Here is a 14,367-nt window from a genome sequence, read left to right as displayed (position 1 = left end):
GTTTCATGTCGATGACGACCTTGTTCGGTTTCTTGAAAAAGTCGATCAAATTTGCCATTGCCGCTGCACTGGTATTGATGGTGGGGTTCGTATTTACCAATGTCGTTCTCCGCTATGGTTTCGATAGCGGGCTGACATGGTCCAGCGAGGTGGCACGATACCTTTTCGTTTGGGTCGTGTTCTTGGGAGCCATTCTCGCAGTGATGGAACATAGCCACTTGGGAGTGGATATCCTGGTGCGCCATATTCCCGGTTGGCTTCAGAAGTTACTTTTTCTGTTGACGACGGCCCTGACCGTGGCGGTGATGACGCTCGTGGTCAAAGGGCTTCTGGTCCTGATCGAACTGAATGTGGGGATTACAGGGCCCGCCACCGATATTCCCATCAACAATTACTACTATGCCGGCATGATCGCGGCCATTCTGATGTCCGCGGTGATGGCGTACCAGGCGTTGAGCTTTGTCCTGACCGGCCGCAATGGCCCCACATGGGCATACGATCATGACCAGGAGTCGGTGTCATGATGGTCGTCGTCTTCCTCGCCGTGCTGTTCTCGTTGATGTTGATCGGCATGCCGATCGCCTTCGCCATGCTCAGTTCCGCCGTGGTGATGATGTGGACCCAGGACATGTTCAATGTCACGACACTGGCCGAGCACTTCATCACCGGCGCGAATAGCTTTGCCTTGATGGCCATTCCCTTTTTCATCCTGACCGGCGAAATCATGAATGCCGGGGGCGTTTCCAAGCGCATCGTCGACTTTGCCTCGTCACTGGTGGGCCATGTGAAAGGCGGCCTGGGCTATGTCGCCATCGTGGCAGGCGTGATCTTTGCAGGCTTATCCGGCTCCGCGGTTGCCGATACCGCGGCGCTGGGGGCGATCCTCATTCCCATGATGGTGGCGCAAGGCTACGAGAAGAAGCGCTCGACCGCCTTGGTAGCCTCCGTCGGCATCGTGGGGACCGTGATTCCGCCAAGCATTCCCTTGATACTTTATGGGGTCGTGGGCGGCGTTTCGATTACCGGGTTGTTCATGGGCGGTATCGTGCCCGGAATTATCATGGCGATCGGTATGACGTTCACCTGGTGGTTGGTCGCGCGCAAAGCCGATACCAAACGACTCGAGCGTGCAAACTGGCAGGCGCGGCTTCACACCTTCAAACGTGCCTTCTGGGCCTTGCTGTTGCCCTTGATCATCATCGTCGGTCTGCGTGGCGGCGTGTTCACGCCGACAGAAGCGGGCGTCGTCGCTGCGGTATACGCGCTGTTGATCAGCCTCTGCTATCGAGAAATTCGCCTGACGCAGCTTTTCGATGTGCTTACCAATACCGCCAAGACCACGGCCATCGTGATGCTGATCGCCTCGGCGGCCATTGTCACGGCGTATGCGATCACGGTAGCGCAGGTTCCTTCCCAGATCGCGGCAGGGCTCATGAGTATTACCGATAGCCCGACGCTGATGCTCTTGATCATCATGGTCATACTGCTGCTGTTCGGCTGCGTGATGGACATGACGCCCGCCGTGCTGATTTTCGCGCCCGTGCTGATTCCCGTGGTCGAGCAGCTCGGTATCGATCCCGTCTACTTCGGTGTGGTGATGATCATCAACCTCTCCATCGGCTTGATCACACCGCCGGTGGGCACGGTGCTCTATGTGGGGTGCAGCATCAGCCGAATCAGCATCATCGACATTTCGCGCGGCATATGGCCGATGCTGTTGATGTACGTGGCGATCCTGTTTGCACTGATTATCTTCCCCGAGATCGTGACCTATCCCTTAAGTATTCTGCATAACGGTTGAATGATGGAGCTGACATGAAAAGAAGCATGCCGCGCAGACAGCGCTACGATCAGGCACTGAGCATCGCGGAGCTTGCCGAGATCGCACGCCGACGGCTTCCGAACTTCGTCTATGAATACATTCATGGCGGCGCCGACGACGAAGTCAGCCTGCTGAACAACCGGGCCGTCTTCAACCGCTATCGGTTCACGCCCAAGACGCTGACCGATGTCAGTCAGCGGGATCTCGGCCGAGACCTGTTGGGCCACCGGGTGAGCATGCCGGTCGTGATCGGGCCGACGGGGTTCAACGGCATGATCACCCAGGACGGGGATTCCAAGCTGGCCCGCGCTGCGGCGGCCCGGGGGATTCCCTTCACGCTGAGCAATGCCTCGACCGAGCCGCTGGAAGAGATCGCCAAGGTCCCCGGTGGATGGCCATGGATGCAGATCTACTTCTATCGCGACCATGACTATGTGAAGAACCTGGTCGACCGCTGTCGGGCGTCAGGCTACGACACCATCGTCGTGACCACGGATAGCGCCATCTACGGAAACCGGGAATGGGATACGCGCAATTACGCGCGTCCCCTCGTGCTCAATTGGCGCAACAAGCTGCATGTGTTGAGCAGGCCCCGCTGGATGAAGGATGTGCTGTATCCGCATGGCGTGCCGACCTTCAAGAACCTGGGGGACCTCTTGCCGCCCGAGGATTCGTCCGTGCAGGGTGCGGCTGCCGAGATAGGCAAGCATCTGATGCCCTCTCTGAACTGGGAGGACATTCGCTGGCTGCGGGATAACTGGTCCGGCAACTTGTTGATCAAGGGCATCCTGTCGGTGGAAGAAGCTCGCACGGCGGTGGAATACGGTATCGATGGCATCGTGCTGTCCAATCATGGGGGGCGCCAATTGGACAGCTCCGTCTCGCCGATGGAAATCCTTCCCGACGTCAGGGCCGCTGTCGGTGACGCGCTCACCATCTTGCTGGACGGCGGTTTCAGGCGCGGCAGTGATATTCTCAAGGCGGTACTTCTGGGGGCAGACGCGGTACTGCTCGGCCGCACGACGCTCTACGGGCTGGGTGCCGGCGGCCAGGCGGGCGTCGATCATGCGCTTGGCTTACTGCACAAGGAGATGGATCGAACCCTGGGGCTTCTTGGATGCAGCAACCTTCAGGATCTAGACCGCTCGTTGATACGTGATTCTTGCGTGCCGCAAACGGTTAGCCCCGCGTAGGGCGGAAGGTTAGGATGGGGGTAACAGAACGTAATGGGCCGCGTTAGCCAGGAGTCGAAAGCATGATGAAAGGGGTGCAAGAACGGTCGTCGAGTGATCGTGCCTATAGCGATATACGCGACAAGATCATCACCACCGTACTGAAACCCGGTGAAAGGATTCACGAAAAAGCGCTGTCGGAAGAGTTCGGCATCAGCCGCACGCCGATTCGAGAAGCCTTGATGCGACTACGCTACGATGGCTTCGTCGATATCTTCGCCCAGCGCGGCACATTCGTGACGCCCATTCGGCTCGATGTCGTCAAGGCGGCCCATTACACGCGCTCGGTGCTGGAATGCGCCCTGATACGCGACGCCGCCGTGCAATGTAGCGACCGCGATGCTCGAGATCTTTACGATAACCTCGAGCATCAGCGGCTAGTTTATCGGCAAGGGCAGTACTACAAGATCGAAACCCTCGACGAAGAGCTTCATCAAAAGATTGCCGATATCGCTGGGCGACCGTCAGTGTGGCAAATCATTTACCACGTTCAGTTGCATATCAACCGTGTCCGGATGTTGTTTCTTAACGAAGAACGCGTGCCTGCGATCGTCGAGGAGCACACGCGGATTATCGAAGCCATCGCCAAGCGCGATCCCGACGCTGCGGAAGACGCCATGAAGGTGCATTTGCAATTTATGGATCAGAATATCCAGAGGCTTGCCGAAAGCTACTCGGAATATCTTTCTTGAGGGTATGATTCCGTCTATTTCTTGAGCGACCGTGACTGGTCTTTTCGCATTCATTCTAAGCCGGGGCTAAGCCATAGCATCCTGGCATTTCTCCCCCACCGCTGAATACCATTCCTCTCCGGCTGACAATGCCGTTTAATCTGTCTCGATGTTTCCGGGCGCGTGATTCACAGGTGAGAAATGGCGATGAACGATACGCATAGGTGGATATGCCACGTTTGCCAGCGTCGGTTCGAGACGGGCGCTCTCAAACCCTGGATTGCCGTGCGGCCGGGCGTGTCTGCGTTGATCGCCAGTGCGGCGCCCGGCTGGGAAGAGGGCAAGATGATCTGCCGCGAGGATCTTGCCAGGTTTCGCCATCTCTACGTCGAGCGAATGCTGGAGGAAGAGCGCGGTGAACTGGGCGAGCTGGAACACCAGGTCATCGAGAGTCTCAATAACAGGCAGCTCATCTCGAAAAACCCGGAGGACTTGCTGGACAGGTCCGCGACGTTCGGGGAGCGCATGGCGGATCGGGTGGCGCTGTTCGGCGGTTCCTGGGCCTTTATCCTGACGTTCTCGGCCGTGCTGCTGGTGTGGGTCATCGTCAATGTGGGTGGGATACTGACCAGGCCCTTTGATCCTTATCCGTTTATCCTGCTCAATCTCGTACTTTCCAGTCTGGCGGCGGTCCAGGCCCCGGTGATCATGATGAGCCAGCGCCGGCAGGAAACCAAGGATCGGTTACGAAGCGAAAACGACTACCGCATCAATCTCAAGGCAGAGCTCGAAATCCGGCAACTCCACGAGAAGATCGATCATCAGATGGCTCAGCAATGGGATAAGTTAATCGAACTCCAGCAGATCCAGATTGAATTGTTGGAAGAGCAAAGCAAATAGAAACAATAATTCATTTATATTTATTTTGGTTTTTAGAAAGCATTGTATATCAATGGTTTGCGCCGCTTTCTCGGTTGGAATAGATCGCGGGTGTTCATGATTGAATGGTTGTAATGATCGTAAGTGACGCCGTTATGCGACAACTTTAATTTTATCGAAACATTTTGAAACAAATATGGCATCTATACTTGATTCATATCAATTTAAATAATGCCGACAAGGCCCACAGTGGATACCAACGCTAGGAAGGCGTTTTGGACAGGGACGAGCGCTGCAGGATGCGGCGACACAGGGACGGACGGCAGGACGCCGTTATGAGTTAGCAGGGACGAGCAGCGCTTGGGGGAGTCGGCCAACCGACTCCCTTTCTTCGTTGGGCCTCCGTTAATTTTCCTCCTCACCCGTTGCGGCATCACAGTGAGCTGAACTCTTCGTCATGCTGCATCAGTTGCCGTTGCTACCATCACCTCCGTGGGCGTCATTCTGGTAATCATGTTCTTCGTCACGTCATCGGGTTCCGGATCGTCGGTCATCGATTCCCTCACGGCAGGCGGGAAGACGGATGCATCGGTTTCCCAGCGCGTTGCGCCGGCTTTGGTGTTTCTCCCCGTCCTCCTTCAAGATCGCAGGTGTCGCCTGGTTGGCTAACGGAAAGCGGTTCAGGCCAATCGGGAAACGTATTGAAACAAATCTGGCGACCATACTTGACGTGAGTCAAGTTATTGGGCGCCGATGAGGTCCACAGTAGTCGCCTTCGCCAGGAAGGCGTTTTGACAGGGACGGACGCTGCAGGAAGCGGCGACACAGGGATGCACGGCAGGAAGCCGTGGTGATTTGGCAAGGACGAGCAACGTTTGGGGGAGTCGGCCAGCCGACTCCCTTTCTTCGTTGTGCCTTTCTTCTTTCGTTGTGCCGTTCTTCGCTGGGCCTTTTTTGGTTGCGCCTTGCGTCGATTTACCGCTACGTTCCCAGGCCGTAACCGTCGGCAGTGAGTAGAGACATGATGGATTGGGTTTCTCAGAACAGCTCCGCCATCACGGCGCTGACCAGTCTATGCACGCTGCTGGTATGGCTCTTCTATGCCCAGTTGCTGTACCTCAACTTCAAGCGGCAACGCCAGCCCAAGATCATCATCAATCGCGGCTTCGGCCGTACGCTGCAGGCGCGTTGCGTCATCAGCAACATGAGCCCCGAGCCGATTTTCATCGAACATATCATCGCGATCCTTCACACCGATCAGGGTGCGATTTCCCGGGATCTGATCGATTTCGAGGAGTCGACGGCCAAGGAGGGCGAAGTCTCTCGGCTGGTCGAGACCACGCGGCAAGGGCCGATGCTCTCCGGCAGTTACAACCACATTGGTTCCTTCCGCGACATCATCGATCGTGTTCTGCGTTTCCATGGCCTTCCTTCCGAGGATTTCCGGACGACCGATGGCCGTACGCTGCAGGCGATAGAGCTGCGTGTCATCGCCGTCTACGGCAGTGAGGATTCACCCGTCGGGGCTTCCCGAACGTTCGCGCTGACGATGAGCTCGGAAGGGGAAGTTCTGGTGCCGACCCGTCTCGATACTCGCCGGTACGCGTCGAGACCGAAACGGCGCGTGGTTCGCCGGTGGATGCGAGAGCAAAACGGCTAAGCTTTGTCTTCATCAGCGGCGTATTCAGGGAACGTATTCAGCTACGGTCGTAGCTCGCGGCCTGTCTTTGCGCTTCCAGCCGTTGGACCAGCTCGCCCGCGGCAAGGTCGGTCGCTCGGCTCGCGCCGGTGCCGGCCCATTGTGCCCCGAAGCCGCTTTCGCCTCTGGCCTTGGCGGCGGCATTCAGTGCCTTGCCGAGATCGTAGGCGCAAGGGTAGGGGGCAATGTCGCCCGCCGCAGCGCCTTCGGCCCAGGCGGTGAAGCGATTGACGAGACAGCGCGCCGGACGGCCGGAAATGGCGCTGGTCATCACGGTATCGGCGCCGGATGCCAGCCGAGTCCGGTAGGCCTCGTCGGCGGCGCTTTCCGGGCAACCGATGAACGCCGTGCCCAGTTGGGCCGCTGCCGCGCCCCAGGTCAGCGCCTGCTGAACGTCGGCGCCATCCATCAGCCCGCCGGCGGCGATGACCGGCAGCGCGATCTCGCCGACGATCTCGCGGGTCAGCGCCTGGGTCGACTGACGTTCATCCGGCGCCGAGGGATCGAACACACCACGATGGCCGCCCGCCGCCCAGCCCTGGGCAACGATGGCATCGAGCCCGCTGGCCGCGATCTGGCGCGCTTCGGCAAGCGATGTCGCGGTGGCGATCAGCCGGCATCCGGCCTGACGCAGCGCTTCGATCTGCGCCGGCCTGGGCAGGCCGAAATGGAAGCTGACCACGGCAGGGCGGGTTGCCAGCAGCACCTCGAGCATCGCGTCGCTGGTCTGGAAGGACGCGTAGATCTCCTTCAGCGTTTCCGGCGGCGTGGCGTCGAAGCTTTCGAACAGCGGCCGGGCTCGTTCGATCCAGCGTCGTTCCCGCGCGCTGTCACGCACCGCAGGTGCATGGCAGAAGAGGTTGACGTTGAACGGCCGAGAGGTCAGCGCCTGCGTTTCCAGAATGACCCGGTGCGCTGCCTCTGGTGTCGAGGCGCCGAGCCCGAGGCCGCCCAGTCCTCCCGCATTGGAAACCGCCGCCGCCATGGCCGGCGTCGAAACGCCTGTCATGGGTGCCTGAAGAATCGGAATCTCCAGACCGAGATCGTCGAACAATCCGTGAGACATGTCTGTTACCTCCGTCGTTGCGGTGACCGGCCGTTGCCTCTTAGGCCTTCAGCGGCTGCAAGGGGCCGAAGCACTCGTAACGCCGGTCATCGGCTGCCACGCCTTTCGCTTCCAGCATCTGGTCGACCTTCTGCATCATGGGCAACGGGCCGCAGAAGTAATAGGTCGCGCCCCAGCCGCCGACCCAGCGTTCCAGATCGTCCGCTTCCAGTTCGCCGCCTTTCACTCGATCATCATCGCTGAGATCCGCTTCCCGGGGCTCGCTGAAGCAGGTGTGCAGCTCGAAGTTCGGGTAATCCCTGGCCAGCGCTTCCAGCTCGCTCGTGAAGGCGCGCAGCCCGCCGTGGCGTGCGGCCTGGACGAAGGTCACCGGCCGCGAGGCGGAGGCGTTCAACGCGGCATGGGCCATGGAGATCAGCGGCGTGATGCCGACCCCACCGGCAATGAAGACCAGTGGCTTGTCCGCCGGTGCCGGCAGCTCGAGCGTGAACGCACCGCAGGGCGGGGAAAGCTCGATACGGTCGCCCTTGGCCAGCCCGTCGTGAATGCGGTTCGAGACATCGCCGTTCGGCACGTCGTTGCCACCGAGCTCGCGCTTGACGCTGATTCGATAGGCGGACGCCCCCGGCGCGTTGGAAAGGCTATAGTTGCGCATGGCGGTGTGGCCATCGGCGTCCTGCAGGCGGATCGAGACATACTGCCCCGGCAGATGGGCGGGCGGCGTGCTGCCGTCTTCTGGCGCGAGATACAGGGAGACGATGTTGTCGCTCTCGACCTGACGTCGCACGACCGTGAACGGCTTGAAGCCCGCCCAGCCCTGCTGTTCGCGCTGCTGGGCGTAGATGGCCTGTTCGCGATCGATGAAGACCTGCGCCAGTTCGCCGTAGGCGGCGGCCCAGGCATCGAGAATGTCATCGGTGGCTGCGTCGCCCAGCACTTCCTGGATCGAAGCCAGCAGGTTCTCGCCGACGATCGGGTAGTGCTCCGGCTGGATCGTCAATGAAGTGTGCTTCTGGGCGATCACTTCGATGGCGCTAGCCAGCGCCGAAGGGTCTTCGATGTGCTGGGCGTAGGCCAGGATGGCGCCGGCCAGGGCACGCTGTTGGCCGCCGGAGCGCTGGTGGGCGGGGTTGAAGTAGCGCTTGACCTCCGGGTTATGCTCGAACATTCGGGCATAGAAATGGCGGGTCAGTGTCTCGCCATGCTGCTGGAGTACCGGAACGGTCTGCTTGATAACATCGATCTGGGCGGGAGTGGGCATGCTGCTTCCTTCTAATGAAGTATTTAGGATACCTCTTTAAATAGGAGTATCATTTACCAAATTATGGCTGTCAAGCGCTGATGAAACTGACGACACATACCGATTACGCCCTGAGACTGCTGATCTATCTGGCGGCGAGAAGCGAAGCAATGCCGGCCACGGTTCAGTCGGCCGCGACACATTACGGCATCTCCGCGCACCATCTGGCCAAGGTCGCCCAGACGCTGGTACAGCTGGGCTACGTGGCCAGCCTGCGCGGCCGGGGAGGCGGTCTGCGGCTTCAGCGGCCCGCCGAGGAGATCAACATCGGCGCGCTGGTGAGACAGACCGAGAACCTGGAGTTGCTGGAGTGCTTCGGGCCGAACTCCACCTGCCCGATCGAGCCGGGCTGCCGATTGAAGGGCGTGCTATGGAAAGCACAGCAGGCGCTTCTGGCCGTGCTGGACGGCTACGTGCTGGCCGATCTCGTCGAGAATCGCCAGGAGCTGCGCGTGCTGCTGGGTAGCCCCGACTGAGCCGTGCGGCCGCGATACAAGAACGCGCGCGGCCGTTTACCGATTGACATCCACCACCAGCCGGCCGCGAACGTGGCCGGAGAGCAGATCGCCTGCTGCGGCGATCGCCTCCGTGAGGCCGATTTCGCTGGTGGCCTGCTCGAGCCGGTCCAGATCGAGCTCCGTCGCCAGGCGGGACCACGCCACGGCCCGTTCCGCGTGGGGCCGGTAGACGCTGTTGATGCCGAGCAACGACACGCCTCGCAGAATGAACGGCGCCACGGTGGCCGGAAAATCCATGCCCTGGGCCAGCCCGCAGGCCGCGACCAGCCCGTCGACCTGGGTCTGCGCGCAGGCGTTGGCCAGGGTATGGCTGCCGACCGAATCGATGACGCCGGCCCAGCGCGCCTTGTCGAGCGGGCGGCCCGGTTTGTCCAGTTCGGCACGCGGCAGAATCTCGGCGGCGCCCAGACGTTCCAGATACTCCCGCTCCTCGACGCGGCCCGTCGCGGCGATGACGCGATAGCCCCGGCGCGCCAGCAGCATGACGGCGAAACTCCCCACGCCGCCGCTGGCGCCGGTGACCAGCACGTCGCCGCTGTCCGGCGTGAGCCCGTGGCGCTCCAGCGCGATGAGACTGAGCATGGCGGTATAGCCCGCGGTGCCGATCGCCATGGTCTGGCGCAGGTCGAGCCCGTCGGGCAGGGCGGTCAGCCACTCGGATCGTACCCGCGCCATCTGCGCCAGCCCGCCCCAGTGCGCTTCACCGATACCCCAGCCGTTGATCAGCACGCGGTCGCCCGGTTGCCAGTCCGGGCTATCGCTCTGCTCCACCGTGCCGGCCAGGTCGATGCCGGGGACCATCGGGTATTGCCGAATCACCGCCCCTTTGCCGGTGATCGCCAGGGCATCCTTGTAGTTGAGCGTGCTCCATGCCACCCGGACGAGCACATCGCCCGGCGGGAGATCATCCGTTTCTCGTCGAGACAGCACCGCCTCGGACGAGTTGTCTTCCTGCTGGCTGACCAGGATGGCATTGAACATGACTCTCTCCTCGAATGAGATCGGGCATCACGGGAACGGCGGCGAGGGACGATTACCGCCGATCCAGCGCCGGGGCGCACAGGATGATGAAGAACGCCAGGATCCCCAATAGGCAAAAAGCATAGTGCAGGGTGATGAAGTGGGCGGTGAAGCCGATCGCCGGCGGCCCGAACAGCATGGCGCCGTAACCCAGCGTGGCAACGCTGGCGATCGCCACGCCCGGTGGCGTCAGCGGGTCGTTGGCGGCGCGGGTGATCGCCAGCGGCATGATCAGCGCGTAGCCCACGCCGAGCAGCACGAACCCCGCCAGCGCCGTGTACAGATTGGCAAACAGCACGGCCAGCAACACGCCGGCCAGCGCCGAGGAGCCGGCAAGTCTCGCCGCCTGCGTCGGGCCCAGGATCGATATCACGCGGTCGCCGATGAGCCGCATGATCACCATCGCCATCGAAAAGACGGTATAGCCGAGTGCGGCCTGGGCCTCGCTGGCCGAGGTGACGGAGACCAGGAAGAGCGCGCTCCAGTCCGCCATGGCGCCTTCACCGATCGACGCGCACATGGCGATGATCCCCACCCACAGCAGCGGCCCCCTGGGCAGCGGAAACAGGCTGCCGCCGGGCGCGCGGGGGCGGGTTTCGGACTGCCAGCCGATATGGGCGAACCGGCTGGTGACGGCGTAGAGCAGGACGGCAAAGACCGTGAAATGAACGATCAGGCTCAGGTCTAGCTTGACTGCCAGGTAGCCGGCGGCGGCACCGAGACCGGCGCCCAGACTCCACATCGCGTGAAGCGACGACATCACCCGCCGGCCAATGTAGCGCTCGGCCTCGCCGGCCCAGCTGTTCATGGCGACATCCATGGAACCGTGGGCGCCACCGAACAGAAAGAGCGCCGGGGCCAGCAGCCACAGGCTGGGCGCCAGTGCGATCAGGATCAGCGCCAGCGCGTAGAAGACCGCGATGGCGAGTGTCGTGCGCGCGGCGCCGAACGTATCCGACGCGCGCCCGGCCAGCGGGAAGGAGACGATGGCGCCCAGCGCCAGCAGCAACAGCAGCAACCCCAGTTGGCCGCCATCGATGGCGTTCTGCTGGACGACGCTGGGGATTCGCGAGGCCCACGCGCCGAAGAGCCCACCGTTCAGCACGAAGGCGGCCGCCACGGCAAGCCAGGTTTTACGGGCGCTAGGCATGAACGAGCTCCACTTGCTGGTCATTCGACACGGTTCAGGGAGACATCATTGTAGCGTCCGAACGGAAATCGCCGCTCGGCCCATCGAAGCAAAAAAAGCCGAACCAAAAAAAGCCGAACCAAAAAAAGCCGCTCGGGGAGCGGCACACAGGGACAGACCACTAGAACAACTCGAACCGGATGGAGGCGGGCGCGCAAAGCGGAGGACGACATCGGACCTGACGTTCGTCGTGACCGCGGCTGCAACTCGCCTCTCGATCAATCGGGCATCAGGCCGCCTTCATCGGGGATAGAAGACTTCCCCCATGCGTCATCTGGATCATCATGCCCAGCGACAGACTCAGGGCATGCAACCGATAGTTCCGGGAATGAAAGCCGCTGAGATAATCCCGGGTGCCAATGAACTCGTCGCACGCGCTGCAGTTGATCTCGTCCCAGTCCTGATCGCCGTCACTGGAAAGCGCCTCGGAACAACCGCATCGCGGGCAGGAAATGTCGTGTTTCATGAATAGCCTTCCTTGGCTTGTTACCAACCGATCATCCTGATCGATCTATGTAGGGCATATACCGTAGGGTCAGGCGGCTGGTGCCTCACCCCGTGCCGGCGATCCTTGCCGACAGAACGATAATGGCACGTCACCAAAACTTGTACAAGTAAGTTTTCGAGTACAAGTCGTTGTCAGGATGACGTCAAGTCTTGAAGCGCCATATCAACGTGGAGAAGGCTTGGCTGGGGTAGGGTGATGAGGTGTGAAGTTGTACAGGTCGTGCAATTGCCGTGTGGTTGAGTTGAATGTCGGGCCTCACCGAGTCACAGCCTTGGGTATTGCATTCATGTTGCTGGCCCGCAGTCTATGACCGCAAGCCGCCAAGTGAGCTCGCCGTTAGGCATTAGGTGATTCAAAATAGCTGCTCGCCGGCTTTTCATCAGTGGCGAGCCGTTGCTGCCAAGGTATCGACATATGCCAATTCAAGTAAGAGAAGCTCGTAACGCTGATATCGATGAGATCTTCGCCATCCGTACCAGCGTGGCGGAGAACCACCTTTCGCACGAGCAACTCACCGAGATGGGCATCACGCCTGGAGCCATTGCCGCCATGCTCGCCCAGGGCCCTTGTCTTTGGGTTGCGGAGATTGATCAAGTACCCGTGGGCTTTTCGATGGTTCGCGACGAGACCGGGTGCGTATTTGGGCTATTCGTCCGCGCCGACCATGAAGGGCGAGGTGCGGGCCGCTTACTTCTCGAGAGAGCCGAATGCCACTTATTCGCCAAATTCGACGAGATCTGGCTGGAAACCGAGATCGGCAGTCGAGCCTATGCGTTTTACGAGCGTGCCGGCTGGCTTCCCGTTGAGAAGCAGGATCGCGGCTTGATGAAGTTCATCAAAGCCCGATCCGCGGCGGGTGATCTGTAAGTGACAGCATTCGGTTATGAGCGAACGTTTAGTCAGGGTTGATTAACGCTCGCATTTGCGGCTAGTTTGAAGCGCAGTGGAAAACCAGTCCAACAACATGCGCTTGTTATACATTTCTATGCAACAGTAAACATGTTTAATTTTTGTATAAATATAGGCATTAGTCGCTCTCGTTCTACATTGTACTGCCACAATGATTGGCCGAAGCTTCTTATTCGATCATTTTCATCCAGTTGTTCAAACTGCTTATCCGTTATAAGCGAGAACTTAAGCCACATCGCTAAAAACTGCAGCTTTCTCAAACTACTATCTTCTTGGTCATGGTCAGATAGCCCAGTCTTTTGGCAAAGCTCTTCGTAGGTTATTTTTTGATGTAAAAGAGCCTCGTAAACGGTTGGGTTAACTACCTTTATAACTGCCAGAAAAGAAATCACTGGAACAAGTCTAAGTTGATTTTCTGATGAAGATGCGTAAAAAACAGCCAAATTTGTGTAGACCCGCTCAAGTTGACGCAATGACAAATTAAAGTGCATCGCGAGCACTTCCAAGCAATCCACTAGATTGCGACCATCTCCCCACGTCTCTATTTCATGTAAATCGAAAAGCCTTCTATTGTACTGATTGATGTCGTTATCGTGACGATCACCAATTTTCTTGGGAATCGTAGTTTCTATATTAATGAATTTCTGAAGATAAGTGTGCGCATCTATGTTTTCTCCGTAAACACACTTGACGGCTTCTTCAAGCTGCTTTCTATGCATGACGAGCACAAATACTACGTTCTTTACAGAAAACAGATGCTTAACTTTTTCGATTAGTTCTACGGCGTAAGTAGGTTTACAACGATCCAGCTCATCGATAACTATTACGAAAGGCTTATCACCTTCGGGGCTAAGAAGACTTGGTATTTCCGATAGCAATTTTTTAAATGATTGAAACCGCTCTACATCTTGCTTGTGTGATGCTAGCCTTTCACCGACAAAGTCACCTACGACTGTGGATAATCCTTTAGCTATATCGGATTTAATATCTTTTAATTCTTCTATGTCACTATCTTTTATTGCACCCAATGTGGCTGCTTTAATTCCGACCTTAGCAGTCCAAGATAATAATTGAACCCCAACGAGCTTTGCTTTTTCACGGAATTCCCTTGACTTCTCATCATCCGGGTTTACGGAATTCTCTTCAATATATTTTGTAATTGCACTAGCAACAGCAATAAATGCATCATCTATATAATCGTTTGCAAAAGCATCAATATAAATATTGGGCACCTCCGCCTGGTTAAGCATTCCCTGCCACATTTTTACAAACGTAGTCTTTCCTTCACCCCACTTTCCATCGAGAGAGATAACAAGTTCATCGCTTGACTGAGAAACTAGATTCAATAGCGATTGACCAAAATTGCTTCGCCCAAGGGCATCTTGTTCGAATGCCTCATTTTCTCCTACGATAATCGGAGGTGTAACGATGTTCATTTTTACTCCTTTGCGCATAACAGGTGTTAGACTGCTTGTTCGATATTTCTCTTTGAACGCGCATGCACGTTCAACAATCTTATCCTGTACGCTTACCTACACCCTACGCTTTGTCTGA

The 14,367-nt window shown here is 58.4% G+C and carries 14 protein-coding genes and 1 pseudogene; 9 read left to right on the top strand and 6 right to left on the bottom strand.

The features are described 5' to 3' along the window. Positions 1 to 5: 5 nt before the first annotated feature. The 7 genes and pseudogenes from DOM32_RS03365 (at position 6) to DOM32_RS03335 (ending at position 6,264) form a co-directional block, all read left to right on the top strand. A complete protein-coding gene (locus DOM32_RS03365) occupies positions 6 to 524 on the top strand; it encodes a TRAP transporter small permease (protein ID WP_110631231.1) in 519 nt (172 codons plus the stop codon). Beyond that, positions 521 to 1,801: a TRAP transporter large permease gene (locus DOM32_RS03360; RefSeq protein WP_110631228.1), complete on the top strand. Its 1,281-nt coding sequence runs from the start codon at positions 521 to 523 to the stop codon at positions 1,799 to 1,801. Before DOM32_RS03365 ends, DOM32_RS03360 begins: the two co-directional genes overlap by 4 nt. 26 nt (positions 1,802 to 1,827) lie before the next feature. Then, positions 1,828 to 3,015, top strand: coding sequence for an alpha-hydroxy acid oxidase (locus tag DOM32_RS03355; protein WP_244179783.1), 1,188 nt, complete (start codon positions 1,828 to 1,830; stop codon positions 3,013 to 3,015). A 62-nt stretch (positions 3,016 to 3,077) separates the two neighbouring features. Further along, positions 3,078 to 3,746 carry a GntR family transcriptional regulator gene (locus DOM32_RS03350; RefSeq protein ID WP_110631222.1) on the top strand — a complete coding sequence of 223 codons (669 nt, stop codon included), beginning with the start codon at positions 3,078 to 3,080 and terminating at the stop codon, positions 3,744 to 3,746. A 186-nt stretch (positions 3,747 to 3,932) separates the two neighbouring features. Continuing rightward, a complete protein-coding gene (locus DOM32_RS03345) occupies positions 3,933 to 4,625 on the top strand; it encodes a DUF1003 domain-containing protein (protein WP_110631820.1) in 693 nt (230 codons plus the stop codon). Between the two features lie 424 nt (positions 4,626 to 5,049). Next, positions 5,050 to 5,225, top strand: a pseudogene (locus tag DOM32_RS18340) (BCCT family transporter); the annotation flags it as partial. Positions 5,226 to 5,625: 400 nt separating this feature from the next. Then, positions 5,626 to 6,264, top strand: coding sequence for a hypothetical protein (locus DOM32_RS03335; RefSeq protein ID WP_110631219.1), 639 nt, complete (start codon positions 5,626 to 5,628; stop codon positions 6,262 to 6,264). A gap of 37 nt (positions 6,265 to 6,301) precedes the next feature. On the opposite strand, the gene DOM32_RS03330 is transcribed toward DOM32_RS03335, so the two are convergent. Beyond that, complete coding sequence (locus tag DOM32_RS03330; protein WP_110631215.1) at positions 6,302 to 7,369, bottom strand: NAD(P)H-dependent flavin oxidoreductase; 1,068 nt, start codon at positions 7,367 to 7,369, stop codon at positions 6,302 to 6,304. Positions 7,370 to 7,409: 40 nt separating this feature from the next. Beyond that, the gene (gene hmpA / locus DOM32_RS03325) at positions 7,410 to 8,630 is read right to left on the bottom strand and encodes an NO-inducible flavohemoprotein (RefSeq protein ID WP_110631212.1); all 1,221 of its coding nucleotides are present in this window, start codon (positions 8,628 to 8,630) and stop codon (positions 7,410 to 7,412) included. 80 nt (positions 8,631 to 8,710) lie between these two features. On the opposite strand from hmpA, the gene DOM32_RS03320 reads away from it, so the two are divergent. Then, the gene (locus DOM32_RS03320; protein ID WP_110631209.1) at positions 8,711 to 9,145 is read left to right on the top strand and encodes an Rrf2 family transcriptional regulator; all 435 of its coding nucleotides are present in this window, start codon (positions 8,711 to 8,713) and stop codon (positions 9,143 to 9,145) included. Positions 9,146 to 9,181: 36 nt separating this feature from the next. Here the strand turns inward: DOM32_RS03320 and acuI are convergent, their stop codons facing one another. From acuI to DOM32_RS03305, 3 genes are all read right to left on the bottom strand, one after another. Then, a complete protein-coding gene (acuI, locus tag DOM32_RS03315) occupies positions 9,182 to 10,168 on the bottom strand; it encodes an acrylyl-CoA reductase (NADPH) (protein WP_110631206.1) in 987 nt (328 codons plus the stop codon). 52 nt (positions 10,169 to 10,220) lie between these two features. Then, complete coding sequence (locus tag DOM32_RS03310; protein ID WP_110631813.1) at positions 10,221 to 11,357, bottom strand: MFS transporter; 1,137 nt, start codon at positions 11,355 to 11,357, stop codon at positions 10,221 to 10,223. A 268-nt stretch (positions 11,358 to 11,625) separates the two neighbouring features. Then, a complete protein-coding gene (locus tag DOM32_RS03305) occupies positions 11,626 to 11,862 on the bottom strand; it encodes a hypothetical protein (RefSeq protein WP_110631203.1) in 237 nt (78 codons plus the stop codon). A gap of 456 nt (positions 11,863 to 12,318) precedes the next feature. Between DOM32_RS03305 and DOM32_RS03300 the strand changes: the two genes are divergently transcribed. Beyond that, positions 12,319 to 12,771, top strand: a complete 453-nt coding sequence (locus DOM32_RS03300; protein ID WP_110631200.1) for a GNAT family N-acetyltransferase — start codon at positions 12,319 to 12,321, stop codon at positions 12,769 to 12,771. A gap of 116 nt (positions 12,772 to 12,887) precedes the next feature. Here DOM32_RS03300 and DOM32_RS03295 read toward each other — a convergent pair whose 3' ends face one another. After that, positions 12,888 to 14,249, bottom strand: a complete 1,362-nt coding sequence (locus tag DOM32_RS03295; RefSeq protein WP_157957014.1) for a KAP family P-loop NTPase fold protein — start codon at positions 14,247 to 14,249, stop codon at positions 12,888 to 12,890. Positions 14,250 to 14,367 lie beyond the last annotated feature (118 nt).

This window comes from Salinicola salarius, assembly GCF_003206135.1.
Lineage (GTDB): Bacteria > Pseudomonadota > Gammaproteobacteria > Pseudomonadales > Halomonadaceae > Salinicola > Salinicola salarius.
This window is presented reverse-complemented; position numbering and strand designations above follow the sequence as displayed.

Bases quoted from the DNA above. Each gene is read 5' to 3' on its own strand.
- DOM32_RS03365 (WP_110631231.1), top strand. From the start codon at position 6: ATGTCGATGACGACCTTGTTCGGTTTCTTGAAAAAGTCGATCAAATTT.
- DOM32_RS03360 (WP_110631228.1), top strand. From the start codon at position 521: ATGATGGTCGTCGTCTTCCTCGCCGTGCTGTTCTCGTTGATGTTGATC.
- DOM32_RS03355 (WP_244179783.1), top strand. From the start codon at position 1,828: ATGCCGCGCAGACAGCGCTACGATCAGGCACTGAGCATCGCGGAGCTT.
- DOM32_RS03350 (WP_110631222.1), top strand. From the start codon at position 3,078: ATGATGAAAGGGGTGCAAGAACGGTCGTCGAGTGATCGTGCCTATAGC.
- DOM32_RS03345 (WP_110631820.1), top strand. From the start codon at position 3,933: ATGAACGATACGCATAGGTGGATATGCCACGTTTGCCAGCGTCGGTTC.
- DOM32_RS03335 (WP_110631219.1), top strand. From the start codon at position 5,626: ATGATGGATTGGGTTTCTCAGAACAGCTCCGCCATCACGGCGCTGACC.
- DOM32_RS03330 (WP_110631215.1), bottom strand. From the start codon at position 7,369: ATGTCTCACGGATTGTTCGACGATCTCGGTCTGGAGATTCCGATTCTT.
- hmpA (WP_110631212.1), bottom strand. From the start codon at position 8,630: ATGCCCACTCCCGCCCAGATCGATGTTATCAAGCAGACCGTTCCGGTA.
- DOM32_RS03320 (WP_110631209.1), top strand. From the start codon at position 8,711: ATGAAACTGACGACACATACCGATTACGCCCTGAGACTGCTGATCTAT.
- acuI (WP_110631206.1), bottom strand. From the start codon at position 10,168: ATGTTCAATGCCATCCTGGTCAGCCAGCAGGAAGACAACTCGTCCGAG.
- DOM32_RS03310 (WP_110631813.1), bottom strand. From the start codon at position 11,357: ATGCCTAGCGCCCGTAAAACCTGGCTTGCCGTGGCGGCCGCCTTCGTG.
- DOM32_RS03305 (WP_110631203.1), bottom strand. From the start codon at position 11,862: ATGAAACACGACATTTCCTGCCCGCGATGCGGTTGTTCCGAGGCGCTT.
- DOM32_RS03300 (WP_110631200.1), top strand. From the start codon at position 12,319: ATGCCAATTCAAGTAAGAGAAGCTCGTAACGCTGATATCGATGAGATC.
- DOM32_RS03295 (WP_157957014.1), bottom strand. From the start codon at position 14,249: ATGAACATCGTTACACCTCCGATTATCGTAGGAGAAAATGAGGCATTC.